At 37.2% G+C, this 25,476-nt stretch carries 19 protein-coding genes; all 19 read right to left on the bottom strand.

The features are described from left to right. Positions 1-107: 107 nt before the first annotated feature. A complete protein-coding gene (locus HND50_16840; GenBank protein NOG46912.1) occupies positions 108-728 on the bottom strand; it encodes a nitroreductase family protein in 621 nt (206 codons plus the stop codon). Positions 729-879: 151 nt separating this feature from the next. Continuing rightward, on the bottom strand, positions 880-1,596 hold the full coding sequence (locus HND50_16835) for a heterodisulfide reductase subunit C (protein ID NOG46911.1): 717 nt from the start codon (positions 1,594-1,596) through the stop codon (positions 880-882). Between the two features lie 175 nt (positions 1,597-1,771). Then, entirely contained in the window at positions 1,772-2,041 is a 270-nt protein-coding gene (locus HND50_16830; protein ID NOG46910.1) for a hypothetical protein, read from the bottom strand. Beyond that, entirely contained in the window at positions 2,041-2,502 is a 462-nt protein-coding gene (gene gcvH, locus HND50_16825) for a glycine cleavage system protein GcvH (protein ID NOG46909.1), read from the bottom strand. The genes HND50_16830 and gcvH overlap by 1 nt, the downstream gene beginning before the upstream one ends. Positions 2,503-2,582: 80 nt before the next feature. Beyond that, entirely contained in the window at positions 2,583-2,957 is a 375-nt protein-coding gene (locus HND50_16820) for a sulfur reduction protein DsrE (protein NOG46908.1), read from the bottom strand. Between the two features lie 28 nt (positions 2,958-2,985). After that, entirely contained in the window at positions 2,986-3,708 is a 723-nt protein-coding gene (locus tag HND50_16815) for a hypothetical protein (protein NOG46907.1), read from the bottom strand. A 92-nt stretch (positions 3,709-3,800) separates the two neighbouring features. Beyond that, positions 3,801-4,316: a peroxiredoxin family protein gene (locus HND50_16810; protein NOG46906.1), complete on the bottom strand. Its 516-nt coding sequence runs from the start codon at positions 4,314-4,316 to the stop codon at positions 3,801-3,803. An 11-nt stretch (positions 4,317-4,327) separates the two neighbouring features. Then, a complete protein-coding gene (locus HND50_16805) occupies positions 4,328-4,564 on the bottom strand; it encodes a sulfurtransferase TusA family protein (protein ID NOG46905.1) in 237 nt (78 codons plus the stop codon). A 220-nt stretch (positions 4,565-4,784) separates the two neighbouring features. Next, positions 4,785-6,200: a sigma-54-dependent Fis family transcriptional regulator gene (locus HND50_16800; protein NOG46904.1), complete on the bottom strand. Its 1,416-nt coding sequence runs from the start codon at positions 6,198-6,200 to the stop codon at positions 4,785-4,787. A 1-nt stretch (position 6,201) separates the two neighbouring features. Beyond that, positions 6,202-7,683 carry a PAS domain-containing protein gene (locus HND50_16795; GenBank protein NOG46903.1) on the bottom strand — a complete coding sequence of 494 codons (1,482 nt, stop codon included), beginning with the start codon at positions 7,681-7,683 and terminating at the stop codon, positions 6,202-6,204. Between the two features lie 2 nt (positions 7,684-7,685). After that, the gene (locus tag HND50_16790) at positions 7,686-9,050 is read right to left on the bottom strand and encodes an alpha-amylase (GenBank protein NOG46902.1); all 1,365 of its coding nucleotides are present in this window, start codon (positions 9,048-9,050) and stop codon (positions 7,686-7,688) included. 2 nt (positions 9,051-9,052) lie between these two features. Then, entirely contained in the window at positions 9,053-9,871 is an 819-nt protein-coding gene (locus tag HND50_16785) for a TrmB family transcriptional regulator (protein ID NOG46901.1), read from the bottom strand. Between the two features lie 27 nt (positions 9,872-9,898). Next, a complete protein-coding gene (locus tag HND50_16780) occupies positions 9,899-11,056 on the bottom strand; it encodes a hypothetical protein (GenBank protein ID NOG46900.1) in 1,158 nt (385 codons plus the stop codon). A 258-nt stretch (positions 11,057-11,314) separates the two neighbouring features. Then, complete coding sequence (locus tag HND50_16775; GenBank protein NOG46899.1) at positions 11,315-13,129, bottom strand: sodium:solute symporter; 1,815 nt, start codon at positions 13,127-13,129, stop codon at positions 11,315-11,317. Between the two features lie 56 nt (positions 13,130-13,185). Further along, positions 13,186-15,036 carry a hypothetical protein gene (locus tag HND50_16770; GenBank protein NOG46898.1) on the bottom strand — a complete coding sequence of 617 codons (1,851 nt, stop codon included), beginning with the start codon at positions 15,034-15,036 and terminating at the stop codon, positions 13,186-13,188. A 35-nt stretch (positions 15,037-15,071) separates the two neighbouring features. Beyond that, a complete protein-coding gene (locus tag HND50_16765; GenBank protein ID NOG46897.1) occupies positions 15,072-17,456 on the bottom strand; it encodes a DUF4982 domain-containing protein in 2,385 nt (794 codons plus the stop codon). 14 nt (positions 17,457-17,470) lie between these two features. Further along, complete coding sequence (locus tag HND50_16760; protein NOG46896.1) at positions 17,471-20,026, bottom strand: membrane or secreted protein; 2,556 nt, start codon at positions 20,024-20,026, stop codon at positions 17,471-17,473. Continuing rightward, a complete protein-coding gene (locus tag HND50_16755; protein ID NOG46895.1) occupies positions 20,023-22,272 on the bottom strand; it encodes a T9SS type A sorting domain-containing protein in 2,250 nt (749 codons plus the stop codon). The genes HND50_16760 and HND50_16755 overlap by 4 nt, the downstream gene beginning before the upstream one ends. A gap of 64 nt (positions 22,273-22,336) precedes the next feature. Further along, positions 22,337-25,411, bottom strand: a complete 3,075-nt coding sequence (locus HND50_16750) for a T9SS type A sorting domain-containing protein (protein NOG46894.1) — start codon at positions 25,409-25,411, stop codon at positions 22,337-22,339. Between the last annotated feature and the right edge of the window lie 65 nt (positions 25,412-25,476).

Here is a 25,476-nt window from a genome sequence, read left to right as displayed (position 1 = left end):
CTTTCTTTTCAAATTTTTCAGCTTGTTGATTACTTGCTTCCGTCATGCCGAATTCAGTTCGGCATCCTTCGATTTTAGCATTTATAAACTCACAATGACGATACTGCTTACTCACTTTTATAACTTACTACACCTTCTTTAATCCTTGGAACAGCTTGTGGTGTTTTTTGGGCTTCACCTATATTTAAAACATAAGCGGGAAAATATTTATCCTCATCAAAACCAAGAAAGCGTGTAAGGCCGCTTTCCACTTTTTGCGAAATGAATGAGATAATTCCAGAGTCAAGCCCTTCAGCTTGCGCCTGTAATAACATATTTTGTGCTGCACACCATAAAGACGCAATATTATGCCGGGAATGATGAATGTTGCTATCACGCAAGGCCATGCCAACAATTAATACCGGGGCGCTGCCCAAGTCTTTTCCAAAATCCTCAATCAAATTTACCCAGCCTTTATCGTCATCACCCCACGATGTGCTTTCATACATTACCCGGATATATTTTAGAACAGTCGGGTCTTGCAAGATGAGTGAAACCACTTCATCACGTGCTTTTTCTGTTAAAACAACAAACTTCCATTCCTGTAATTGATAGATGCTAAAAGGCGCCCAAAGACCTGCTTCCACAATACGGTCTAAAATTTCCTTTTTTATTTCACTAAACTTGTCAAAATACCGAGATGTTCGCCTGGCTTTTATTAAATCAAAAGTTTGTTTTGCTAACATCATTTATCTCCCTTTTGATATGTTCAAGGAAAATCACGCGGGAATTTTCTGATTCAACCCACCCCTAACCCCTCCAAGGAGGGGGATTTTAGCTTCCCCTCTTGGGAGGGGACTGAGGGGTGGGTTTACTAACTTTAACAAATGGGCTTCCTGCTCAAACAACCACATCAATTTCATCAAGATCGTATCCGTGTTCTTCCAAAAGTTCCTCCATCACCTCAGTCAGGATCATAAAAATTCCTTCATCCAAAATTTCAATCTGATCAAGGTTACCCGATAGTTTCCAAATTAAATAAAGCTCCAACTGGGTTTCTTCACTTACGTCCCAGGCAAGTTCGGTTGTATGCATTGTTTCAGGCGGAATTGCACGTCGCCAATTTTCCAGATTCTCTGAAACTTTTACAACATCAGGGCCCCAATCAGGGAAAAAATCCGGTTGTAGCATGTCTGGCGCCACCTGTGTTCCTGTTGACATCACCTTATAAATAATCCTGCTATAAGCCTGCAGTGCCGTTTTTGCAGATTGCATTCCATTGTTCACAGCCACTTCGCGCATAATTGTAATTATACCGCCCGGATTGTTTTGGCGTGGGCAGCGCGTGCATGAGAAACACTGTGAACAGTCCCAAACAGAATCATTTAGAAGTTCATAAAAAGTATGAATATCCTCTCGCGCCATTACTTGTGCATAAACACGCGGGCTAAATTCATAAAATCGGGCCGATGGACATGAAGCCACACAAATACCACACTCATAGCAACCATATAAGGTTGTTTCCCAGCGCATGTCAGCTTTTACTTCGTCAAACAACTTCTGTTTAACTTCTTCACTGACATCCTGATATTTTGCATCTGCATAAATTGACGGCATACTTTTTCCTTTTTATTGCTGAATCGACTCCAAAAAAAACTGGACACCCGTCATCCTGAATCATGCTGGCAAGCGAACCAGCCAACTTGCTGGTTTATTTCAGGATCCATCGTTGTGTTGGGCAAAAGGATTCCGAAACAAGTTCGGAATGACGACTCCCTCCTTTTTATCAGACTCAAGCGATAAAATCTAAAAATTTATCTATTTGAACTTTTTGAGGTGTACCTACAATTCGTTCAAGTTCAGTTTCACCTTTTGTAACAATAATTGTGGGAATGGTTTTTATTTTTTCCCTGTGTGCCTCTGCCAATCCTTCTTTGTTTTCCAGCTTAACAGTCCGCATTTCAAAAACATCCACATGATCCTTGTAAAAGTTCCAGACAAGGCGAACCGCATCCCCACATCCTGTACAAGCCGGATGTGTAAACACACGAATTAAAATCACTATCCTTCAAATCCTTCACAATGGATGCATTCACCAAGCTCTTTTTCGGCCATGTATCCTTCAAATCCGGCAACAGCATCTTCACCTTGAACCAGTTCTGCCATATCTGTAGAAGCATCGTCGGGTTTTATTTTTGCAATCCAACCTTGTTTATATGGACTTTTATTAAGGAGAGTCGCTTCACTTTCTACTGCATTATTAATTTCAACAATTTCACCTGTAAAAGGTGACTTAACCGGCCCAACCCATTTTCCGGATTCAACGGTAGCAACACTTTTATTTTTTTTGACTTTTTTCCCGGCGGCTTTTGGCTTGCAATGAATTACGGAGCCAGCCAGAGTTTGAGCAATATCTGTCATTCCAACTTGAAATGTGCCATCCCCAAGGTCGCGCGCCCACACATTATTTTCCACACTATAATAAAGGTCATCCGGTAACATGCAATTTTTAACATCAGCCATAGTAACACCTCTTTATTTACTTCAAGGTAAGCGGAAGTCGAACCAACCCTCGTCTTCGCTTGGGATGAAGATTTAAAGTTTTAGTAGTTTAAAACAACATCAGCCTGGAGTGCTTCATCCATCATCCATGCAGCACCTACCACATCATCAATTTCATCAATAAGGTCATCTTTTGTCATATTATGAAGATCGAGCGCGGCCGAACAGCAATAAAGTTCGACGCCGGCTTCTTTGGCTTCTTTGAGAAAGTCAATAATTAGCTTACCACCTTCTAGCGCCATTAAATTGTCAGCTATACCTTTTTTTGCAAGCAAAACACCATCTATTTGGAAAACTATTTTTACCTCACTATCCATTACTGCTGCGATATTTGCCATGTAGAAAGGTGTTGCACAACGCTGTGGAGTTTCCGGCCCACTTGTCATAAAAATAAATACACTTCCCTCATCATCCATTTGTTAAATCTCCAAATATTTTCTTTTTTCAGTTCTTTAATCCGCTACTGTTTTGCAGATTCTTTTGCTTGATTTTTTTATTATTTATCAGTTTCGCATCCCAGTCATAAATTAAATCCATCTCTTCGGGCATTGGCATCGAAGGAATCAAAGCCAAGTCAAAAATTTCTTCAAACGAACTTAGTAATGCTTCGGCACTTCCTTCTAATGAGGGCACTTTTCCCAACTCTTCTGCCACAGAGGTTATTATGTTCCCTGGCAGCAGCTTGGAATTTAACAATGACTGATCGATGACACTTTTATCCAGGTTTAAAGCACTAAAAAAGGAAAATGTATTATTGTAGAGGCCCAAACTTGCCATTCCAATTTCTTTTGAACCTGCATAAAACCGATTATCCGGATTATATTTTACAGTGACGCCCAATTTGTTAAATGCCAGAATCACTGCCTGGGTGAGATTTGCCATACTTTCATTTGATCCAAAATGGTCGCATCGGCTATTTGAAAAAACGAACATCAATAGTAACTGATTTGGGTCATGATAGAAATTTCCAGCTGCAATCTTTCTGTTTATTTGCGGGATATCATTGTCTGTTAAAAACTGTTGCTCCAAGCCTTCATTTTCAGGCTCAGTATTGAATGACAAATAGGATGTTTCCGGTCGCAAAATTATTAAAGCCGGTTCGCTATCATTCTTCATACCTGAAGCAATTGCATGATAAATACTCTGCGAGCGCAAAACATTTACCATCCCCATATCTAGTAAACGTGCATACATTTTAAGAATTATATTTACTAATAAATTAGGTCGTCTGTTGTTAGTTGGGTCTTACATTTTATATGTTAAACAAAAAGCTGAATATCTGATTCTGCAGCAAACTCAAGAAATGTTGCAGCACCGCCAAGTTCCACACCATCCACAAAATCGTCTTTTGTAAAACCAAAAACATCCATTGTCATCTGGCATCCAACAAGCTTTACATCACTCTCAATGCAAATATCACGCAGCTGTTCGATTGTAGCGACACCCTTGTTTTTAAATGTTTGCTTCATCATGCTGGTGGCCATATCATTAAAACCCGGAATATTCCCGGAAAGAATTTTTGGTATTGGCATATCAAAGTTTTGCAAGCCTTTGGGGCCAAAAGGCATCTTCATTGGCATAGATGGATTAGAAGCAGGATCAACTTTGGACTCAAGCTTTTTCTTTAGTAAAGTTAATCCGTAAAAAGTAAAAAATACTTGAACCTCCATATCCATTGCCGCCGCCGTAGACGCCAATATAAAAGGTGGATATGCCCAGTCCAGTGTTCCTTTAGATGCAATTAATGCCATTTTTTTTGTGCCATTGTCCGACATAACTCCCCCTATTATTTTTTGCGGATAAAAAAGATATAGTCGTTACCGGTTTGCTCATTGCTTACCAGTTCATTACCTGTTCTCTTTGTCCAGGCATTCATATCATTTATTGAGCCGGGGTCTGTCGCAACCATTTTCAGCACTTCCCCACTATTCAAATTGTCAATTGCTTTCTTTGTTTTCAAAATTGGCAATGGACAGTTTAAACCACGGCAATCAAGCTCCATGTTTGCTTGCACGTCATTCATAATTACTTCCTTTCTGGATAGATGGGCTTTTGGGTTTAGTACACTTAATTATGCAAATGGTGTACCATTAATTTAAAATTGAAAAGAGGATAGTGTATAATACGGATTAAGTTTGTAAAAGCAAGAAAAATATAGCATGGCTACTGATATTTGCATATTGCTACATTTCAAAAAAGATAGTGTTTTATGGCATTTTTACCACAGTAGAGGCAAACTTACCTTAAGAAGGATCTTGAATAGTGTTAATATAATCCCATTTCTTGATATTATATTTTTTCATTTTTTCACAAAAGTTCTTGTAATGCATCCCCGAGGTTTTTGCTGCTTCACTTATATTTCCATTGGTCTTTCCTAAAACCCTGGTGATATATTCACGTTCAAACTTTTCAAGAAGTTGGCCTTTTAAGGTATTAAATGGAAGCTGGTCATTTATAAAATATTGATAATTTGATGTTTCCGGATAACGGATACATTTTGATAAAGTGTCTTTGGAAATTTCATCCTCTTTTTCTTTAATAACTGCCCGTTCCAAAACATTTTCAAGCTGGCGAATGTTTCCCGGCCACGGATGATCAACAAGCAATTGAATGGCCTCTGCTGAAATACTCTTTATCTTTTTATTAAATTTTCCGGAATACTTGGATAAAAAATGCATTGTTAAAAGAGGGATGTCATCTATGCGTTTTCTTAAAGGAGGAAGTTCCATTGGGATTACATTGAGCCTGTAAAAAAGGTCTTCACGGAATTTGCTTTCTGCCACATCTTTATGAAGCTGGCGGTTTGTAGCTGAGATAATGCGAACATCTACACTCATTGTTTTATTGCTACCGACGCGTTCAAATTCTCTTTCCTGCAAAACGCGCAATAATTTCGATTGCGTGTTAGCAGAAATATCCCCTACTTCATCAAGAAAAAGAGTACCTTTATTGGCTTGTTCAAATCTCCCAATCCTAGTCGAAAGAGCTCCGGTAAAAGCTCCTTTTTCGTGCCCAAAAAGTTCACTTTCTAAAAGTGTTTCGGAGAGAGCGGCGCAATTAACCCTGACAAATGCTTCATTCTTACGAGGGCTGTTATAGTGAATTGCTTTGGCGATCAGCTCTTTCCCAGTTCCTGTTTCACCATTAATTAATATCGTTGCATCTGTCTCAGCAACATCAGTAATCAAATCAAAAATAGCTTGCATTTTTTCGTTTTTTCCAATGATTTGATCAAAGCTGTAAACAGATTTTATTTCCCGCCGCAGCCAGATAACTTCCTTCCTAAGGTTTTGCTGTTGTACTGCATTTTGTACAACGGATAGCAACTCATCATAGTTAAGCGGTTTCGTCAAATAATTTACTGCTCCATGATGCATAGCGGAAACAGCCTGTTCAATCGAGCCAAAGGCTGTTACAATTATTAACGGAACATCAAGATGGTTTTCCTTCATTTTTAATAATAATTCCTGGCCATTGAGATGCGGCATCAAGAAGTCTGTAATTATTGTATCGTAGTTTTCAGCCTTAATTTTTTCCAGAGCAATTAATCCGTCTTCGGCTGTATGAACCTCATAACCTTCCCGCTCCAGGTTGGCTTTCATCACTTTCAAAATCGATGGTTCGTCGTCTACCACCAGCAATTTGTTAATTTTCCTCATCCTAATTTTTTTCCAATGGTAAAGTTAAAATTGCCTCAGTCCCTTTGCCTTCAGCATTTTTCAACAAAAATGTACCTTTGTGATTATCTATGATTCGTTTTACAATTGTTAGGCCCAAACCAGTTCCTTGTGTTTTGGTTGTAAAAAATGGCTTTAAAAGCTGATTCATTTCAAAGTTTTTTAATCCTGTTCCTGTATCCGAAAAAGAAATAATAATAGAATTTGCTGAATCTTCACCGTTTGAAAAATCGGGTTTTACAGAAATCTTAATTAGGCCTCCTTGTTCCATGGCATCAATCGAATTGAAAAGAAGATTAATAAATGCCTGTTCAATCTGTCCTTCATTAAACATAATTTTAGGAAGGTTCTTCGAAACATTCATTTCAATTTTGATTTTTTTGTGCATTAGTTGGGGCCTGGTAACTTGCAATGCACGGTTCAAAGCGCCTTCGATTTCACCAATTTTTAAAACATGTTCAAGCGGTTTTGATAAAGAAAGCAATTGAGTTGTCACAGCATTCACCCGTTCGGCCTGTTCTTCAATCAAATCAAGATAGCTTTTTGCTTCCGGGTCATTTACCTCGCCATGCAAATAGTGAGCCGCGCCTTTAATTGCATTAAGCGGGTTTCTCACTTCGTGGGCAACTTTACTTGCCATTTGTCCAATATCCGCAAGACGTTGCGTGTGTTCCAGATCCGTGCGCATATTAACCGCCTCAGTCACATCTTTTATGTACTCTAAAATTTGGCTGACCTCACCTTCTTTATTAAATAATGGAAAATTATGCACTTCAAAAACTTTTTCTTCATTGGTATTAAAAAGATTTTTGGTGCAATATGTATAGCGCGCTTTTCCTTTTTCAAACACATCATCCGCATTGCAAAAACTGCAATGGCTTTCCGTACCTGTACACATTTTATAACAAGATTCGCCAACAATATCACCTTTGGCGTGCCCCATAATTTTTTGCATAACAGGATTGGAGGCAACCACTTTAAAGTTCTTGTCAATAATCATTACACCATCAGGAATCCCATTAAAAATTGTTTGTAAAATCTTTGAATTTTCTGCTAACTCCCGCGAAGATGACAAAGCATTTTCTTTTGCCGAAGTCAGTTCCTGTATGTTAATTTTGAGACTTTGGATCATGTGAGCAAATCCATCATACAGGATATCCATTTCATCAACAAACGTTCGATCCTGTATGTTTTTTAAAGAAACATCAAGATTTCCTTCCCTGACGGCATTTACTTTTTTTGTTAGTGAAACAACAGGCCGGATCATGATTCTGGCAAAAATAAGCAACGCTGCGATACCAATAACAATATAGCCAACCGATATCAAGGTTATATAATTTGCAGCATTTTGTGGATTATTTTGAATTAGGGAATGAAGATAATACGATCCCAAAACCACAACCAGGATTACCCCCGAAGTGCCCAAGACTAAAAACTTATATTTTAGGCCTGCTTTTTTAAACATTTCTATTCACCAAGAATAATTGCCTGATGGGGGTGCAATATAATTTTATTTTGGGTTATACTAAAATTCTTTTGTGAGTTAAACAAAACAGCCGTTTTTTTCAGTTTAGCAGAAAGCTCTTTTCCTGGTTCGATAAAAACTTGTTCTGAACGCATGTTTAAAAATACAATTATTTTACTTTTTCCACTTTTTTCGTAAATCAAAATATCAGGAATTTTATTGTGCAGGCAGACTTTTATTTCCGAAGAACTCATGGCCGGTATTGATTGTCTCAGCTCAATCAGAGATTTATAGACCCGGCTCAAATCTTCGTTGTTTAAAACCCATTCTATTGGTTCCTTTTCAAAATGTGAAAGAAAATTGCTATCTCCTTTTTCCTGACCATTATAAATAAGTGGTAAACCATCCATCGTAAATATGAAAGTCAAAAATGGGGCTATCCCATCCTTTCCAAAAGTTTGAACCGCGCGCGGCAAGTCGTGGTTTTCCAGAAAACGCAACGGGCACGAATTTTCAGGATAACTTTGTCGACGGATATTTTGCCATTCCAGCAAGATAATTGCCGATTCTTTTCCTTCTTTTACAGACTTCATCAACTCATAAAGTACCCAATCGTAAGAACTGTGAAATGCATTTTTATGTAAATAAGACCCTTCCCACTCCGCCAGCATAAAAATATCTGGATTAATTTTTCTAAGATGGGCAACCGTTTCTTCCCAAAAATCGACTGGGACCATACCGGCAACGTCACAACGAAAACCATCCAAGCTAAATTCTTTTAGCCAGTAAACCATAATATCCCGGATATGTGTTCGAGTAGCGGGATAATTATAATCAAGATCTACAATGTCCGTCCAATCAGCATATTTTCTAAAAGGTTTTCCATGATCATCGTACATTAAAAGTTTTGGGTCTTTTTGAGCTGCATTGTAATCAAAAGAAACATGGTTGGCCACCATGTCAATAATAACTTTCAAATTCAGATTATGGGCTTCGTTAACAAAGTTCATAAATAATTCTTTAGAACCGTATTCAGGATTTATTTCATAATAATTGGAAACTGAATATGAACTTCCCAAGCTGCCTTTTCTATTTACTTTGCCAATAGGGAAAATAGGCATTAGCCAGATAATGTTTATGCCCAATCGTTTTAGTTGTGGAAGTCTTTTAGCCGCCGCGTCAAAGGTTCCTTCTTTAGTGAAGGAACGGATGTAAACTTCATACAGCGTTTGTCCGGTAATCCAGTAAGGCGGTTTTGGACCGGAAGTTGATTCGAGGTTTATTGAATGATTGAATTGTTTTTCAACAGCATGCTCTTTTGTTTTTTTTATTATTCTATTAAAGCGCTGTTCAAGAGTGGCTATCATAATTAATCCATACTCTTATCTTCTCTTTCTAAAACAACATCAGATGAGTGCGTTAACAGTTCCTGGAGTTCATTAGAATCTCCTTTTTGCATGGAAATGACCCTATCCGAAACATCCACTTTGTTACGTAAACCATATAATGTTATATCGAGAATCATATGGTTAGTCGCAATATCCACAATAGCGGTGTTTTGTGTCCAGGCTGTCTTTTTTGAAAATTTATTGTCCGCCTCGCCCATTAAAAGTTCTTTTTGATCCACCACCATAATAATTTTATGGTCCCAAAATTTTTCCAAATCATCTTCACGCAGCTCATAGCTATAAGTACATTCAGCAGCCAGGTCTAACTCTGTAAATGAAAAAGCTACAATTATAACACCACGTTTAAAAGCATTGTCCAATTCCGTTTTTAAAAGATCTGCTTCTCGCTGCCATATAGAAATGTAAATTGACTTTTCAGCACGGTCGATCATCTCTCTTGATTTGTGGATCATATTTTCATATCCAACGATATTCCATAAATGACCCGGTTCAACAGAAGTTTCAAATTCCTTCATCGAACCACGTACATCGTCGATTCTCTCTTTAAATTGTCTTTCAAGGAGATCAAATAATTGATCCGGAGGAAGGGGCATATACTTCTTAGGCTCTGTATAAAGTCCGTTTACCGCACCCAGGTTTTCTAACTTCCGGATTGTATCGTAAATCGCAGAACGAGGAACGCCGGAATTTTTACTTAACTCATATCGTGTTGCCGGGTGGTTTTGCAATAAGGATATGTAGGCTTTTGCTTCGTAAGTTGTAAACCCCAGTTTTTTCATTCTTTGCGCAATGCTCTCCAATGACATTTAAATACCCTTTCTTTCAGTCAATAAATATATTAAGGCACTGTCAAGATGTCCCATCCAATTGCCCCAGGCGTGGCCTTCATTATATTTCTCAAATTGAAATGATTTTGATTTTTGTTTAAAAAACTCGATTACGGTAGAATCATAACTATCTTCTTCAAAAAGCCCATAATCGAAAAACAACTTTGTGTCATCTAAATCAACATCTCTTAACTCATCGATTATTTGCAAACTATCCAACCAAAATGATGGTGATTGCCCAAAGACTCCATCAATCTGAGAAGAATATTTTTTTAATGAGTGATATGCAGTTAAACCCCCTAAAGAAACTCCACCAACAAATATTTTATTATCAGATGTGAATTTATAATCTTGTTTAAGCTTTGGTATCAACTCATCAAATAGTAATTTATGATAATCATCATTAAGCCAATATTCTTTCATCCTGTTTCCGGGGTTAACAAAAAACGCATGACAAGCCGGAATTTTATCCTTTTCAATCAAATTATCTAATACCGTATTTGTCAGCCCAAAATTCAAATAATCTGCCCCATCATTAAAAATAATAATCGGTGAGTTATTATCTGCAAGCGGGTGACTGTAAATAAAGACATTCCTCTCACCAGGCAAAATATTACTGTTAAAAACAAACGTATCGATACGTGTATAGTTTTGAAAGCGGTTAACAAGAATTTCTGCTGGAAATTTGTACTCCGGCATTAAAATAAGAGAATTGCTCCCATATCCCCCCGCTGAAGTTTGTTCATTAAGTGGATCAAGAATATATTCACCTTCGACAACAAATTTATATTCTACACGGGCATCTGCCGGGTACGATTGTTCAAAATAATAATAACTTGTACCAATTATTCGCATCATCTGATCTGCATCAGGTTTCCAACTGTTCATTTCTCCACTTACAAAAACAGAAACATCTTTAACATTTTGATAAATAAAAAAGACTTTGTTGTTTTCGATTATTGGGGCTTTTTCTTTTTTGTTTAGCCAGGTTTGAAACATTTCTTCACGTTTTTCTTCCTGAACATCTGCCAATTGGTATAATAATCCCATGAATGTATCATCAGAATTATTACAGCCAACAAGCATTAATAAAGCCAAAAAGAAAAAAGATTGGTATTTAAGTTTATTTTTTTGCATTTGTAATTATTAAAAAAACCCTCTTCTCATAAATATTGTGGATAACCTGTGGACAACAGGCCTTTATTGTTAATAAGATATTCCGGGTTTTTACCTCCTTGCTGCTTAACACCAACCACAACAGGAGGCTAAGCTTATGTTTTTATTGTTTTTATAAAACACGATTTAATGTTTAACTTTAACTTTTAACAAGTTTTCGAAAAAATGATCTCCTTCTAAAAGCAAATCAAAATTGTGCATAAGTCCACTTTATCGACATCAATTCTCAATTTTTACTTCTTTTGAAAGGTGGCGAAACCAGTTAAAATATAGGCCTGCAGATAACAAGGCCAGTATAATGGCCAGCCATGTAAATTGATCCCATCTTTTCAAGATTACGGCCATACCGGTCAAAAACAAAACAACTTGCCATGGCACTGCAAAAAATGTCGACAGAATATCCCGTTTATTTTCTTTATTAATTTGTGTTAAAGTTTCTGCCTCAATTTTTTTACGTATCGGTCCCCAAAAACCAAATGGGCGTGTTCGTTTATAAAACTCCAGTAAAACAGATTCTTTTGTTGGTGCGGCTGCATACGTTCCGACAATCATTCCAATCAACGAAGATGTTGTTGTTATAATAAAAGCTGAATACTCTGGAATGTCCGGCAAGAAAATACGCTGTAAGACAGCAGAGACCATTCCAACAGCCGTACCTGCTGCAAAACCATATCCATTCATTCTCCACCAATACCATCTTGCCAATGTAGGGATAAGTAAACCTGCTCCCAGGCTTGATGTTATCCAGCCCCATATTTCATTTATATTATTAATTAAAAGCATAAATCCTAAACCCAGAATAACAAGAATTACAGATGACCAGCGGCTATGGCTCATCAATTGTTTTTCAGTAGCTTTTGGATTTATATATTGGTGATAAATATCTTTAACCCAGTAAGCGGCGCCGGCATTTACCGTAGAATCAAAAGTGGACATGGCTGCTGCCATTAATCCTGCCACTAACAAACCTTTTATTCCTATTGGTACAATTTGGTTTATAACAACAGGCAATACTGTTTCCGGATCCTGAATAACGCCTTGTTGACTTCCAAGAACAACACCCATGGTTGCAATAGCAACAATAAACGGCCATCTAAAAGCTAAAAGTGTTGTCCAAAACAATGATAGCAAACCTGATTCACGGTCACTTCTTGAAGCAAAAAAGCGTTGAATCATATACTGGCTTGTACCACCGCTACCTTCGATAGTAACCTTTACCAGGTAAAATAAAATGGCTATACCAAAAAGATTATAAATTGAATAAGCCGACATTTCTGGCATTTCTAATGTCCAGGAAGGCCATAAACTTGTCCAGGCATCTTTTGTTGTATCCAACGCCATAAAACCACCATCCCGCATTGGAACAGAAATTTGAAATGTCTCAGGAAGATCGAACTGAAAAAAGGCAAGGGCACAAATAAAAAGAATGGTCATAAAGATCAGAACACCCTGGAAAACGTCAGTCCAGACCACACCATATAACCCCGAGGCAACAGTATAAATCATTGCCAAAATGATCATTAATGTGGCTGCCCAAAATTGTGGAGATAGGCCAAAGAAAGATGGGATACCTAAAAACTCCGCAACAAATTTACCTGAACCAATAGCAAAATATGTAATCATGGCAATGGTCATTATTATTATTGAAATAGCGGCGATCAGTCTTGCAAAGTCGCCTTGCTTATCAGTTCCAAAACGAAAGTGCATCCATTCTGCTAATGTCATAACCAAAGCACGTCTATTCCATTTTCCTTGAAAAATCATCAGGAAGGCCATAATCAATGTTACGCCTCCTCGAATTTCGATAAAGAAACCGGCAGCTCCCAACGCAAAAATGAAAGCAGTGTTTATCATTGTTCCGCTAATGTCCAGGTTAGAAGACATACCTGAAGCGCCCAACGCCCACCAAGGCATGCCACGTTCTCCAAGGAAGTATGAATTAATACTGCTCGATGCTTTTCTCTGGAAGTAAACACCAACTCCGATCATTGCCAGCAAATAAACAATAACAATTGTATAATCAATGGTTGCCACGGGTTTCTCCTTAAATTGTTGATCTTAAAAATTAAACTGTATTAATTATAGAAATTTTACTTTCTTTGTAGCTCTATAATTCTGGATTTTAGCACAGATAACCTAGGAAAATTTGTAGATATTTTTTCGAGTTCTTCTATCTTTTCTAACGCCAACGCATATTCCTTGTTTAAATAATAGGCCCCGCCAAGGTTATAAAGCAATTGGCTATCTCTGTTGTTTTTTTTATAGGCAACTTGCAAATATTTTAGACCTTCCGTGTTCTTTGTTTGACCTAATAAAATTTGCCCCAACCATTTATTGGCGTAAAACGAGTTTTCATATTTCAAAGAGGTTTTAAGGAAAATACCGGCCTCATTAAACCTATTTAATTTAATCAACATTTCCGCTGCTTTTATATATGGCGAAGAATTATATGGCGTGATTTGAGTAAGGGCATTATACTCGTTAAAAGCTGCCTCAAAGTTATTCTGCTTAGAATAATATATAGCCAAGTCTACATGGCCTCGTTCCAAAGTATATCCGCTTTCTTTCCAAACACGAAATGCAAGCGTATCAATTCTGTTTTTAGCTTTATAATTTGCTAAAACTGTATTTACTGTAGATCGCTTTTTAAAAGGCCAGCCACCTTTTAATATATTTATTTTTAGTGCTGCTAAGCTGCTATCCAGTTTAGTAATCCCAGGTTTTAGATTTTTGTGTACTTTATTTATTACAGGCCATTTTGAACTAATAAAGTTGTTGTTTCTCATTGTAATAATAAAGGCTTCTGCCATCAGAACATATCCTTTAAAATTTGGATGCAGGTGCTCCAGCATGAGATTATTTCCTGTAATGCCATTCCTGGAGTTTTCGCTGTAAAACTGTTTTAAAGGAACAACAGGTATCTCATTTAAAGCAGCTAAGCCTTGGATAATCGTATTAAACTCTTCCGGAGCTCTGAAACGCAACATATCATAATCTTTGGCTTTAAAAAACAATTCTTTGGCTTTGGAAAAATTCCCTTCTTTTTCAAAATCTTGCGCAAGAGCAAACGTTGAATCCGCGTTGTATTTTCCTCTTTGAGAAACAAATGGTTTTTGATGACCAATATTGCTGACCAGCTCACTTAATAAAATTTTTACCTTTGCATCTTTTGCCTTTTGAATTATATCTGCAAGGTTTGTTCGAAATTGATTTATCCCCGCTTTATAAATGTCCGATTGAAAATAAATCGATTGTTCCTCAACCATCCTTTCCATCAATGTTGAATTAGGAATGATTTGCTTTTCACTACTGAAAAGAGAAAACAGGTTGTTTAAAATATTTCGCATCAAACGAATTGTTTTCATTTGCTGAAATTTAAGAATCCAATTAATTATTGAAGGAGACTTCCCTAAAGACTCTGAAGACCCAATCCCTAAAGCTCCATAAAACTCGTTGTGTCCACCGTAGATTAAAATGGCATCCGGCTCATTATCCAGGATTTCATCAACAAAATCCAGCATGGCATAACTATTGATTGCGGGCATAGCTGTGTTTACTACTTCTATCATTTTATCGGGGAAAGTATTTGTCAACCTGCGATGCAGAATACGCGAAAACATAACATTTTCGCCATACGGATACCCGGCTGCCGATGAACCTCCCAGAACAAAAATCCTGTACCCATTTTTTGGTTTCACTTTTAAAAAAATATCCTGAGAAGGTGCAGGCAATCTCTTCTCCTTAACAAAATATCGCCTGGCTACAGCAGGATTACATGTTTCATAGGCAGAATATTCACCGCTTTTGCTAATAAACAAATCCAGATTGCCACCATAATTAAACACCCTTAGCCCAACTTCTAAAAGAGTGAGAAATAGAAACGGCAACAAAAGTGAAACGATTTTAAAAAGTGGCTTCTTTGACTCTACTGATTTTTTCATATAAGTCTTTATTCTTGAAAATTTCCTTTCAAGAGTTAATTTATTTTTTCTTCACCAAAAAGATTAGTGTTCATAAATTTTGATTTTGCCGAAACTTCAATCTTGCCCTGCTTTTTGTTTTGCAGGAGAATTGTTGCGATCCCGGCTTCAGCCTTTATTGGGTTTTGACCAATCAGAGTAGCTGGTCCTACCAGATCAAACTGAACTTCTCCAGAAAAGTCTGGCACAACCGTACCATTCTCATCAATAATTTTTGCATACGCAAAAACAATATCTTGCGATTCTCTGTTAAAAGGTTTCCCGGAGATATCAAATTCGATTTTTATTGCCGCTGGTTTCCCGGGTGTTTTTACGGTGTGTCGTGCTTCTTCATGTTCATCAATTAAACCCACTGCAGTTAACTCACCCGATGTAAATTTTTTAAGTTTAAATGTAAATGGCGGATGTTTTAAATGAGAAGTAAACTCGTTTTCATCGGGTTTTTGCACGCCAATTAAATCACCATTTAGAAAAAGCTTTACTTTAGTGCAATTACTGAAAACCCGCACATCCAATGGTGAATTATCCGTCCAGTAATTTGCAATAAATACCATTGGGTTTGATTCACCATTTTTTAAATCAACCTGAACATCACGCTGGCTTTGAAAAAAGTAATGTGAAAATTTAGGAAGACGAAAAACATCCATTGGCCCGGATGCTTCGATGGTATTGTCATATCCGCGGTTGTAATCAAACATCACCCATAAGCCATCACCTGCAGCAACTGTTTTTTGATTATCATTGTGCGCCTCTTGAAAATTCATTGCCTGTTGCAATAATCTTTTCTCTCCGCTGGCACGAAACTGACGACTATTTCTTTCTTCTTTTAACAGGTTTTTAAAGCCCGGTTGATCCAATCCGGCATTTTGAGCAAAGTATTCCCAATCACCATATTCACTAATAATAGCACCGACCTCAGGATCATTATACTCATTTAACCCGCCATGCTGCCTTGCCTGTATAAATACATCAAAACCTTTTTGCCAACCACATGAATATGTATATTTTCCGGGAAGTTCTTCGTGGGTGATTTTTTGGCTCGTTTCAATAAAGTCATCTTCCATCCAGGATTCGTTTAATGAAGTTTCCCACAGAATCACAGACGGGCGATTACGGTCACGCCTAATCAAATCGCGGATATTTTGATAGCACAATTCCTGAAATTTTTCGCCGCCCATAAATTGCCAACCGGGAATACAATTCATTACAACCAGCCCCAGCTCATCACAAGCATCCATAAACGCGTCGGCTTGTGGATAATGAGAGAGACGGATATAATCAAATCCAGCCTGCTTGATTTTATAGGCATCGCGGTATTGAGCTTCATCGGACAGAGCATTTCCGATATATGGATATTCCTGGTGACGGTTTGTTCCGCGTAAATACTTTTTCTTCCCATTGATAAGAAAACCATCATTGACAGAAAATGAAATGCTGCGAAAACCGATATTGGTTTCCAGATAATCCACAACTTCTTCTGTAAAAACATAAGATTTCACAGTATATCTCTTGGGCGAATCTATGTCCCATAACTGAGGTTTTTTTAGGACAAAATCCTGTTTAAAATGTGTGTCTGACATTGCTGTGACAGAATCAATCTTACTTTTTCGAAGTATCACAATCTTTCCATCAGGATCTGAAATTTCGGTTTGGACTCCTACAGCTTTCGGTTTATTCGATTTATTTAAAATGTGTGTTTTTACACTAAAGACAGCGCTATCTGATGAAACATCATCGTATTGTACAAAAATGCCCCCACCGGCAATTTTTTCAGCTTCTATTGCATTGCTAATATGAAGCGGGTTGACAATATGCATTTTTACATTTCGATAAAGTCCGCCATAATAGCAAAAGTCTAATGTTTTAATTGGTTTTCCGGGAGGCACATTTATATTGTCCCTGTTATCCAGTTTAAGCGCAATCAGGTTGGATTGGTCAAAATTGACGTAATTCGTAATATCCAATGAAAACGGGAGATAACCACCATAATGGGTTTCAATATGTGTTCCGTTTACCCAGATATCTGCAACTTGCATGGCTGCCCCAAGCTCAACATAAACAACTTTGCCAGAGTCACTCTTTTTTAAAGCAAATTCTTTCCTGTACCAGGCTATCCCTTGCCATTGGTCATTAACCACAAGAGGTTCAATATTCGCTGTATGCGGCAAATTTACTTTTTGCCATTTTGAATGATCAAATTCAGTTTTGCTATATTTATTATCATCAACCGAATCGTTTTCAATTTTTGAAAAAAACCAGCTTTTATTAAAATTTATATCCCGTGTAATTTCATTATTTCTTTTTACCCTTTCTTGCGAACATGAAAATAAAGCGATCAAAGCCACAGAAAGTAAGATATTTAAAAATATTGGTTTGTTCATAAAATACACGGTATTTAGTTTTTACTTAATCGAATTGAACTGAATTGAAGAGTCTTAACATTTGCTGATTCTATAAACTTTTCTGTCGGAATGCTGATTTGTATATAATTTAATTTTGCACCGGGATCCACTGTCGAGCCGGTTTTATTTTTAAACGAATATGGCAGGAAATGTGGATACGGGCGAGGTAGCAAAACAAACTCATTTGATTTAAACACACTCAAAGGAATTCGGATAGCGCTTTTATTTTCAGAAATATCAATGTCCTTTTGGACAGACTGATAATTCGTGTTTATTAATTGAAATTTAAAACGCCTTATATTTGTTTTCTGCAGATCTATTTCAAACTCTACATATTTAAAATCAGATAAATCCATTTTTGAAACCAAATCATTATTTAATTCAATTTGAAACGTGAAATCATTTATTGGTCTTTTAAACTTTGTAAGGTTTAAGTTTAGCCAGGACTTCTCAAATTTATTCCATTTGGTTGATGCGTTAAATTCAACTGAAGCCCAAACATTAGGAAAGTTTAGATTTCCTTGATCTGTTTCCGGGTTGAATAAAATTTTGGGGATTACTTTTACACGCCAATTATCTGATGTGAAATAATCCCAGGAGTTTGGATTTTTAGCAACCTGTGCGGGATAAGACATTTCACATTTATTTGTTTTTAGATAAATACAATATTCAATTATACCGTTTTGGATTCCCTCACTTACTTCTGCTTCATATTCATATTTACCCGTTTTATTTAAAGCTACAGCTCTATAATTTCGCCAATTTGGTTCCTTCAAATATAAAATTGCCGTATCGATTTTGGAGCTTGAAATAATCGTAAACTTTGGATTAAAGCGTTCTCCATCGGTTATTTTTGTAATAGGATTATGCATTACTTTCTGGCCATGATCGATAAAATTAAAATTTGGATATTCACTCAACGATCTATTATAAAAATCAAACTTCAAGTCTTTTTTTAAAGTTGTGTTTTCATTTGAAAGTAAATACACACCCGGCTTAACTGATATTTTATTTTCACTTGCAGTAAAATCAGATTCACTATTTGTCAGGCAATGCACTCTATAATTTTTCGACAATCCAGGTAAATTAAGATTCATATCTGAAGGGTTTTTAAGAACAATTCTCACTTTATTATCGAGACTGTTCTTACCATAAGAATTCATTAAGTCAATAACATCAGGATAGAGTTCCAGCCTCCAAACACCATCATTAATCTTATCCAAAAAATATGCGCCTTTTGCATTTGTTTGTATCAAAGACGATTGCCCATATCCTGCTATATGAATTAATTTTTCTGGTTCAATTGGTGTACTGAGTGTTGAATTCGAATAATAAAACTTCTCTCCATTATTCAGCTCAGATAAATCATCTTCATAAGAAATTTTGAATCCATCAAATTCTGTATTGAGCGGATAGGACTTAAATTTTTGATATGTTTTCAACGTGCGAAAAACATTTGCAGCAATCATCAAACTCAATGCTTTCTGCGGAGTATAAATCAAATTTAAATAGTGCGTTGAATATTCTGTGTTATACGCTGCAATAAAAGTTGGATCGTAGCTAAACATGGTTGCCCATTGCATACCGGCTTCACGAAAACTACGCGCCATTGCAGGATACATTATTGACTGATCAACATCAGCAGCATCAAATTCATAAACCATACGCGTTTTATTTTTAAAATTAGGATCACTTATTTCCGGCACCGGGTAGTGATCCACATGGGCTAAATAATTTCCTTTTAGTGGAGCATATTTTACTAATCCCGTTGGATACCACTGAAAAGAAATTCCATCAATTTGTGCATTGTAAACTGCGGCTGCCTGCTTGTCGCTCCAGTTTTGGCTGATGTTATAATATATTGGTTTAGTAACTCCTTGCTCCCGAAAGATCGAAGCCATTTCATTTATATATTCGGTAACAAGTGACGTATCTGGTGGATGTCCAGGCTCATTAATAATTTCGAAAGCTATAATATCAGGATCTTTTTTATAGGATAACCCAGTGTATTTGTTTTTATGATTTAGAAATTGTTTTGTATAATTTTGCTGTGCATCCCTTGCTTTTGGATCAGTCAACAGCTCTACCTTGGAATAGTTATTAGAAAATCCCGGTGAAGGTGGATCAGGCTCCGGCCAGCCTGGTCCCCACCAGGCTATGGGTGTTAAAATAATATTGATATTCTTTTCTTTTAACTTATAAATCAGGTAATCCAACAATTCCAGATGTTCATTTTCAATAAGGTTGCCTAGTGAATCTGCAACTTCCCTGTCCCACACATGAATTCGGTATGCATCAAATTCTAATCTGGCAAATTGTGATACATCCATATCAATAGCTTTTTTGTGAGATAGCCCTAGTTTTTTAATCGCTCTAAATGCATGAGCAAATGGGGCAGAGTAATTTACCCCAAACAAAGCGACTTCCTGCCCTGATTCAGTCCACTTTAAAATCCCATTATCAACATAAACTTTATCTTTATTAGATTGGGCAAATGTAAATAAAACCGAAATAAAAACTATGAGAATTGAATAAAAAATTGTCTTCATTTTAGTAATAAAGCTTTTTTTAATTGACTATGTGTGTCTGTTTGCAATTGAATAAAGTATATTCCACTACCAAGATATTGACCAGAATTATTTTTACCATCCCAAGTTGTTGAGTAGTTACCGGCTCTTTTATAAGTATTTTCCAAAAGACGAACTTCTTTTCCCAAAACGTTTAAAATAACAAGCCGTACTTGTGTTGTTACATTAATTTCATATTCAATATTTGTTCTCGGATTAAATGGATTTGGATAATTTTGTAATAGCCTTATATCCTTTGGTAAAAATTCTGTAGCAGACTTCAGTGAGCTTATTGTAGCCTTGTCAAAATATACCCAGTGAAGAGTTGTATCATTTGCGGATAATATGTTTTCTGAAAAAACTAATTCCCGGGCGGATACATTTTCCCAACCGTCGTCATCACTGTTTTCAATATAAAATTGATATGATAGTTTAGCATTTGAGGCTAAATCCGATTTAGAAAAATATCCTGTTCCTGACCAAAAGGAGCCATCGTTAACACTATTTTCTTCCCGGCTCAAAATTAATTTAGATTTCTCCCAACTAAGGACGCCGCCTGAATTTAAACTATCTCCGCGAACAGCCAGCGGACCATGATTATCCGGATTAAATCTTCCGGACAAAACAGCATTATTCATATTAACCCGGAAATATACAGCGATGCTATCCTCTGAAATATTATAAGGTTTCCAATATTGGGTTTTTGTTTCCGGTGAAGAATTGTAAAATTGGATGTTGATGGTCGTATCAGAAAATCCTGCTACTAAGTTGCGCCTATTTGTTGTCGAGCCATTGAATGCTGTTATTGCGCCTTCCCACCCACCACGTAAATGGGTCCCGGTGTTTTTATCCAAACCAGTCCAGATTTTATAGGATAACTCGTCTTCAGGATACATCTGAAAGCTTGCCTGCCAATAGTCACCACCTATGTTTTCCAAAACAAGTTCGGACGAAGAATCCCAGGTGACCTTTTTACCATCCGGTAAAACCCCAAAAGAAGTGCCTTTAATTTCGCCACGTAATTGAACAAAATGGTTTTCCTGTAATGTGTCCCAATTTGTAGCTGTATTAATTTTTAATGTAACATTTATCGGGAGCAATGAATCTGGCAATTCTTTAAATACTGCCATCGATTCTAAGACGTTGCCTTCAAAATCAAACAAGGCAAGGTTTTCCCAAGGTGAGCCGAGCGGCTGAACAGAAATATATTCTGGTGCCCAGTAAAAAACACCTTTGCCTTTATCTTCAGAAACATTGCCGATTATCTGCATTAAATCTCGTAAAAAATTCGCCTGGCCTGTAACAGTTGCAGGGTAACCATCATGTAGTTGAGCAGAAGATCCTACAATATTGTTTTTGCTATCATACCAATCCAATGTCCATGGATAAGCCGTTTCTGCAATTATTAAATCTTTTCCATACCGAGTGACTAATTTATTTAGAGTCGATTTCACCTCATCCATGTCCCCATGCCACCATGGATAATAGGACAACCCTATAATATCAAACTCAACATTTTCATTTCGCAAATTATCAAAAAACCACTTGTTAGCATTGTAGTCTTCTGCACCGGCGCGGTGAATCATTATTTTGATTGAATCGCCCTGCAATGAACCATCACGCACACCTGTTATACCTGCATTTATAAGACTTGCCAGATTCTCCCATTGTGTGGGCGTGTTAAATTCTCCACCAACTTTGCCATCATTCCATAACATACCCGAGTTAATTTCATTTCCAATTTGTACCATATCCGGTAAGGTATTCTGGTTATCCAATGCTGCTATTACATTTCTTGTATATAAATAAAGACTATCTGTCAAATCTGTAAAAGATAAATCTGCCCATGCAGCCGGTTTTGGTTGATGTCCTGGGTCAGCCCAAGTATCTGCATAATGAAAATTTAGTAAAAACTTTAATTGATGATCTTTTATTCGCTGCGCCATTTCAAGAATTCGGGGTAGACTATTATAATTCTCCTGTGGTGTATGCCATAGTTTTAGTCGGATGTAATTAAACCCATTTTCTTTAAAAATGTAAAGCGGATCTGTATTAATACCTTCTCTTAAATATTGCCCGCCTAAGTCTTCAATTTGGGGTATAAAAGAAACATCCGCTCCTTTTATAAACAATGTTGAATCTGTTTGCCCAAAAGCAGGTTTGAAAAAACTATTTAGTAGAATCAGGAAGGTTATTGAAGTTTTAAGAATTGCTGAAAAATATTTCATTTCACATTTGCTCATTAAAAACAAAACGGGTATGAAAATCATACCCGTTTTGGATAAATCTAAATTAGCGAATCAGAGTCATTTTACGGAATTTGACAAAATCACCTGCTTCAAATTTTAGGTAATAAACACCAGAAGCAACTTTTTTGCCGAGATTATTTTTAGCATTCCAAACAATCTCATATTTACCAGCATTATGATTTTGATCTACTAATGTCAAAACTTCCTGTCCCATCAAGTTATAAATCTTCAACTTAACGTCAGATGTATTAGCAACATTATAACGAATAGTCGTAGTTGGGTTAAATGGATTCGGATAGTTTTGCTCAAGAGCAAATTTTTGAGGTAATTCACCATTATCAACAATTGCAGTTACTGTTAAATCAGGTGGATCTTCAACTAATAAATCAGTCTCAGTCCATGGAACCATCGGTAGGTCAAAGTCTGAAGGCCAAACTGTATCTAACCACTGTCCGGAACCATCAACAACTGCTGTTGGATGGATATACTGGTAATAACGGCGACCTCTTACAGCCCCACCAGTACCATTTACAACAGCTTCTGCATCTGTAGAATAGGCAATCCTGTATCCTAACTGATACCAGATACCAGGAAATGTTTCTGACACAGCAAGTGTAAATGTACCAGAATAAACCATATCACCATCGCCATCTGTTAGTTCTAAGAAGCGGGCATCAGCATCCCACATTCCTGTACCTTGAGACCATGCAGTTAATTCACCATCCCACTGTACCCAAACCGTATCAACACCAGGTCTGAAAAGTGTATTTGTATTATTTTCAGACTCAGTTGCTTGAGTCATATCAACATTAAAAGTAACTGTGATATCGTGATCAGAAACTGCATTTGCAGGAACACCATTAAAGAACTGACGATCGAAACCAAAATCGCCACTCACAGTTTGTTCTGCTGCATTTTCAAATACATGAACCCTGTTTCCACCTCCAGTTGGTGCAGGCTCTTCCCAGCCCTGACCAATATCTAAATTAGGAATATAATTTGGGCTAGCCATATCAATACGTGAAGAATCCCAGCCAATAAAGTATTTATATGCTATTTCAGCGCCTTCTTGGTTTGTAAATTCTTCATTTGTAGATGTCCACTCTTGAAGAAGAGGATTGAATACAAGCTGAACACCGTCTCCGGCATCCCACCCATTTGGTCCACGAACCTCAATAAAGTCACCAACACCGCGATCAAAAAGACCAATCGCTTCAAGTGCTTCTGTACTTACGCGCCATGTTACAACACTAGTAAGAGTTTCTTTACCTGTTGGTTTTTTGTTGTTAAAGTAATTCCACTGGATTGTTGAATCTTTTAAGCCCATTGGATAATTAAATGACCTGTTATCAATTCCCTCCCATGTAACTGCATCATCACCAAAAACAAATTTATATCCTTGGCTTTCACCTTCAGTGATAGCGGACTTTGCGAAATAACCAACACCAGAATAGAAAGAACCATCAAACTGACTGCCTGTTTCACGCGTCAAAACAACTCTGTTTTCACCCCAGTGTAATCCACCAACTTCAGATGTTGAATCTCCACGAGCAGCAACCGGCCCGTTGATATCAGGATTGAATTGTGCTGCTTCAATTTCTCCGGCCATACTTACGCGGAAGTAAATTGCAACAGAGTCAGCTTTAGTTTCGAACGGTGCGGCATATTGTTCTACAGGCTCATTGCCATCATTTGGGTTATAATACTGTACTTGAACAACCGTGTCACTTACTCCTGAAATAAAAACACGAGTGTCTCCACTTCCTGTTTCATTAGTGATTCCACCTTCCCAACCACCATCAGGCATTGTTCCGTTAGTACCATTAAATCCAGTCCAGAATTTATATTTCAATGTATCGTCAGTTTCCATTTGAAATGTAACTTCCCAATAATCACCACCGACGCTTTCCATACCAAGATCAGAATCTGATCCCCAAGTAATTTGTTTTCCACCACGCAGACTATCACCTGCTAATTCACCACGAACCTGGACAAATCCGTTATCAGCATTAATAGTATCTAAGTTTGTAGATGTATTTAGTTGAAGTGTAACCATAATGGAACCATCACCAAACTCATGTGGATGTGAACCAAGATAATCCCAAGTATTTTGGTCAAAAACGATCCATTCTGAATCATCTGCATTTGTACCTGCCGCAGAAGCCCAAATGGAATTACCTGTCATTACTGCTGCTTTTCTAACAAGTGTATGATTTGCTGTTGCATTTTCAACTCCCGCAACATCCCAACCACTACCGGGGTCTGGTCCAGTAACACCAATTACATCTAATAATGTTGTGTCTGTACCTACGACTTTTGCGATTGCTCTTGCATCATCACCATTGTGGTGTACAACACTTGGAAAACCTAGTATTTCATCAGCAACGTTTTGTAGTACTGTATCCGCTTGATCTGTTACAATCACCCAAACATCGCCCGGGTCTATTGAAGCGCCTTCTGGAAAATTATGGAAGAATTCCCATTTTGTTGTATCGCTCCCATTTGATGTTTGAAAAATCTGATAATCGGCCAAAGATACTGCCGCATCTGTTGGATTATAAATTTCTAATCCTTTATGGTTACTACTTCCTTCTTGGTATTCCGAGAAGAAAAGTGTCTGTACATTGTCATCAAAAATAACATTATCAATATAAACTGAAGGTGGTGTAGCAGAACCAGTGCTATAAATTCTAATATATCCTGAAGTACTTAAATCTGCTTGACCTGTTAATGTATAAGAATGGTAAGTAGAATCTGTTGTAACAACCACCATTGGATCTGTAGTGCTAAGGCCCTGAACAGAAAGTTCAAGATCTCCAGTACCCCAGGCATCCACATTGATATCGATTGTTAAACTATAGCTGGTGCCCATTGTAGCTGTAACAGGGCGTTTAGCCAATATTGTATAGCCACCGTCTGTAAAATGCAGCCCACCGGTACCATCTACACCACCGGTTGCGTCCCATGCTTCCACTGTAAAAACATTGCCTTCATCATGATGGCTCCAATTAGCAAGATCAGTATCATCTTCAAATGCCAAATCTAAATCATCTGCAAAGGAAAGTGACACAAATGAGAGTAGAACAAAACTTAGAAAAAGTAACATATACTTCTTCATAAATCCTCCTTTGAATTAAAAGTTATAGTAAACAAAAATTAAAAATTTTTATGTGTGAAGCCTCC

The sequence above is a fragment of the Calditrichota bacterium genome, from assembly GCA_013112635.1.
GTDB lineage: Bacteria > Calditrichota > Calditrichia > Calditrichales > J004 > JABFGF01.
This window is presented reverse-complemented; position numbering and strand designations above follow the sequence as displayed.

Excerpts from the sequence above, each read along its gene's own strand:
- HND50_16800 (NOG46904.1), bottom strand. The coding sequence starts at position 6,200 with ATGAGGAAAATTAACAAATTGCTGGTGGTAGACGACGAACCATCGATT.
- HND50_16840 (NOG46912.1), bottom strand. The coding sequence starts at position 728 with ATGATGTTAGCAAAACAAACTTTTGATTTAATAAAAGCCAGGCGAACA.
- HND50_16820 (NOG46908.1), bottom strand. The coding sequence starts at position 2,957 with ATGGATGATGAGGGAAGTGTATTTATTTTTATGACAAGTGGGCCGGAA.
- HND50_16805 (NOG46905.1), bottom strand. The coding sequence starts at position 4,564 with ATGAATGACGTGCAAGCAAACATGGAGCTTGATTGCCGTGGTTTAAAC.
- HND50_16755 (NOG46895.1), bottom strand. The coding sequence starts at position 22,272 with ATGAAATATTTTTCAGCAATTCTTAAAACTTCAATAACCTTCCTGATT.
- HND50_16770 (NOG46898.1), bottom strand. The coding sequence starts at position 15,036 with ATGAAAAAATCAGTAGAGTCAAAGAAGCCACTTTTTAAAATCGTTTCA.
- HND50_16795 (NOG46903.1), bottom strand. The coding sequence starts at position 7,683 with ATGTTTAAAAAAGCAGGCCTAAAATATAAGTTTTTAGTCTTGGGCACT.
- HND50_16750 (NOG46894.1), bottom strand. The coding sequence starts at position 25,411 with ATGAAGAAGTATATGTTACTTTTTCTAAGTTTTGTTCTACTCTCATTT.
- HND50_16815 (NOG46907.1), bottom strand. The coding sequence starts at position 3,708 with ATGGTAAATGTTTTGCGCTCGCAGAGTATTTATCATGCAATTGCTTCA.
- gcvH (NOG46909.1), bottom strand. The coding sequence starts at position 2,502 with ATGGCTGATGTTAAAAATTGCATGTTACCGGATGACCTTTATTATAGT.
- HND50_16765 (NOG46897.1), bottom strand. The coding sequence starts at position 17,456 with ATGAACAAACCAATATTTTTAAATATCTTACTTTCTGTGGCTTTGATC.
- HND50_16785 (NOG46901.1), bottom strand. The coding sequence starts at position 9,871 with ATGAAAAAACTGGGGTTTACAACTTACGAAGCAAAAGCCTACATATCC.
- HND50_16760 (NOG46896.1), bottom strand. The coding sequence starts at position 20,026 with ATGAAGACAATTTTTTATTCAATTCTCATAGTTTTTATTTCGGTTTTA.
- HND50_16790 (NOG46902.1), bottom strand. The coding sequence starts at position 9,050 with ATGATAGCCACTCTTGAACAGCGCTTTAATAGAATAATAAAAAAAACA.
- HND50_16780 (NOG46900.1), bottom strand. The coding sequence starts at position 11,056 with ATGCAAAAAAATAAACTTAAATACCAATCTTTTTTCTTTTTGGCTTTA.
- HND50_16810 (NOG46906.1), bottom strand. The coding sequence starts at position 4,316 with ATGTCGGACAATGGCACAAAAAAAATGGCATTAATTGCATCTAAAGGA.
- HND50_16835 (NOG46911.1), bottom strand. The coding sequence starts at position 1,596 with ATGCCGTCAATTTATGCAGATGCAAAATATCAGGATGTCAGTGAAGAA.